The 2,354-nt window shown below is 67.9% G+C and carries 2 protein-coding genes; both read left to right on the forward strand.

Features of this window, described 5'->3' with window-relative positions; genetic code table 11:
* The first annotated feature begins 67 nt into the window (after window positions 1-67).
* Window positions 68-862 (forward strand): chitosanase, encoded by a 795-nt coding sequence (locus ACFQ87_RS19625; RefSeq protein WP_380612106.1) that lies wholly within the window; start codon window positions 68-70, stop codon window positions 860-862.
* 258 nt (window positions 863-1,120) lie between these two features.
* The gene (locus ACFQ87_RS19630; RefSeq protein WP_380612037.1) at window positions 1,121-2,197 is read left to right on the forward strand and encodes a sugar ABC transporter substrate-binding protein; all 1,077 of its coding nucleotides are present in this window, start codon (window positions 1,121-1,123) and stop codon (window positions 2,195-2,197) included.
* Window positions 2,198-2,354: the final 157 nt, after the last annotated feature.

Raw genomic sequence — 2,354 nt, forward strand, 5'->3', positions numbered from 1 at the left:
AGGAAACCGGAGCGGCCACAGACGAACTCGGCCTCGTCGTACCCCTCCAACGTCCCTCGTCACCTCCCTGTTTTCCCTTCCCCTTGTGGTCTGGCCCACCTCGGCCGCCCAGGCCGCGCCCGCCGCCACGGCGTCCGTCCAGATCGAGGGCGTCGGCCTGGACGACTCGCACAAGAAGGACATCGCGATGCAGCTGGTGTCCAGCGCGGAGAACTCGTCGCTGGACTGGAAGGCCCAGTACGAGTACATCGAGGACATCGGTGACGGCCGCGGCTACACCGCCGGCATCATCGGCTTCTGTTCCGGGACCGGGGACATGCTGGATCTGGTGAAGCACTACACCGACCTCAAGCCCGGCAACGTCCTCGCCAAGTACCTGCCCGCGCTGAGGAAGGTCAACGGCAGTGCCTCGCACGCCGGCCTCGGCACCCCGTTCGTCAAGGACTGGGCCACCGCCGCCAAGGACCCCGCCTTCCAGCAGGCCCAGAACGACGAGCGCGACCGGGTGTACTTCAACCCCGCCGTCGGTCAGGCCAAGGCGGACGGGCTGCGTGCGCTCGGCCAGTTCGCCTACTACGACGCCGTCGTGATGCACGGCCCCGGAAGCGGCTCCGACAGTTTCGGCGGCATTCGCGCCGCGGCCATGAAGAAGGCCAGGACCCCCGCCCAGGGCGGCGACGAGGCCACCTACATCAAGGCCTTCCTGGAGGCCCGCAAGGTGGTCATGAAGAAGGAGGAGGCCCACTCCGACACCAGCCGGGTCGACACCGAGCAGACGGTCTTCCTCGACGCGGGGAACTTCGACCTCAACCCGCCGCTGCGCTGGAAGGTCTACGGCGACAGCTACTCGATCGCCAGTTGAGACCCCGGTGGGCCGGGGCGAATCCCCCCGGTCCGCCGCACCCTCACGGCAATTAATAAGTCCTCTGAATTATCAATACCCACCTCGAATTCGATCTTCGAAAGTGTGAAAGTCCTGTTCATCCCGTAACGAATCGAGCATGGGTATAACGAAGTTTCTTTCCCTTATTGACGCATTCGCCCGGTGGGGCTTGAATCCCTCCCCTGCCGCACTGTTCGCGGCGCAGTACAGGAGGCACCACCGATCATGATCAGACCCATGCGTCTCGCGGCCACCGGCACGGCCGCCGCGTCGCTCGCACTCACCCTCGCGGCCTGCGGTCAGACCGCGGCGCCCCAGACGCCGGCGGCCGGTGGGGGTGCCGAGGGCATCGGTCTGCTACTGCCGGAGAGCGCGTCCTCCACCCGCTACGACGCGTTCGACAAGCCGCTGATCGAGCAGACGGTGACCGGCCTCTGCACGAAGTGCACCGTCAGCTACGCCAACGCGGGCGGCGACGCGAACGCCCAGAAGAAGCAGTTCGACGACCTGCTCGCCAAGGGCGTGAAGGTCATCCTGCTCGACCCGGTCGACGCCAAGGTCACCGCTCCGTGGGTCGACGCCGCCAACGCCAAGGGCGTGAAGGTCGTCGCCTACGACCGGCTGGCCCAGGGCAAGGTCGCCGCGTACGTCTCCTTCGACAACCAGCACACCGGTCAGCTCCAGGGGCAGTCCCTGCTCGACGCGCTCGGCTCCAAGGCCTCCTCGGCCAACGTCGTGATGATCAACGGCGCCGACTCCGACCCCAACGCGGCGCAGTTCAAGGCGGGCGCGCACCAGGCGCTGGACGGCAAGGTCAAGATCGCCTACGAGCAGTCCGGCGAGTGGAAGCCGGAGGTGGCCACGGCGAAGATGAACGAGGCCATCCAGAGCCTCGGGAAGAACGGGATCCAGGGCGTCTACGCCGCGAACGACGGCATGGCCGCCGCCGTCATCGAGGCCCTGAAGGCCGCGGGCATCAAGAACGTGCCGGTGGGCGGCCAGGACGCCTCCATCGACGCGATCCGCCGGGTGCTCACGGGCGAGCAGGCGTTCACCATCTACAAGCCGTACAAGCCCGAGACGGACGCGGCGGGCAGCATCGCCGTCCAGCTGGCCGAGGGCCTGGACATCAGCACCACCGCGACCTCGGTCACCGACAGCGGCGCGCTGCACATCCCCTCGCTGCTGCTCACCCCGATCGTGGTGACCAAGGCGAAGGTGGAGACCACGGTCGTGGGCGGCGGGCTCTACAAGGCGTCCGACATCTGCACCCAGCCGTACGCGGACGCCTGCGCCGAGGCCGGAATCAGGTAGTCGGGGCCGTCAGGCGCGTGAGAGGGCGCGGCCACACCCGAACCCCCCGTGCGGGCGCGCCCCTCTTTGCCCGGGCTCCGACGGTCTCACCGTCGCCTCCGAAACCCCCACCCCACCTCTCTCCCCCCCCACCCCCATCTCCCCCCCCGGAAAACAA

It is taken from the genome of Kitasatospora sp. NPDC056531 (assembly GCF_042794375.1).
Taxonomy (GTDB): Bacteria; Actinomycetota; Actinomycetes; order Streptomycetales; family Streptomycetaceae; genus Kitasatospora.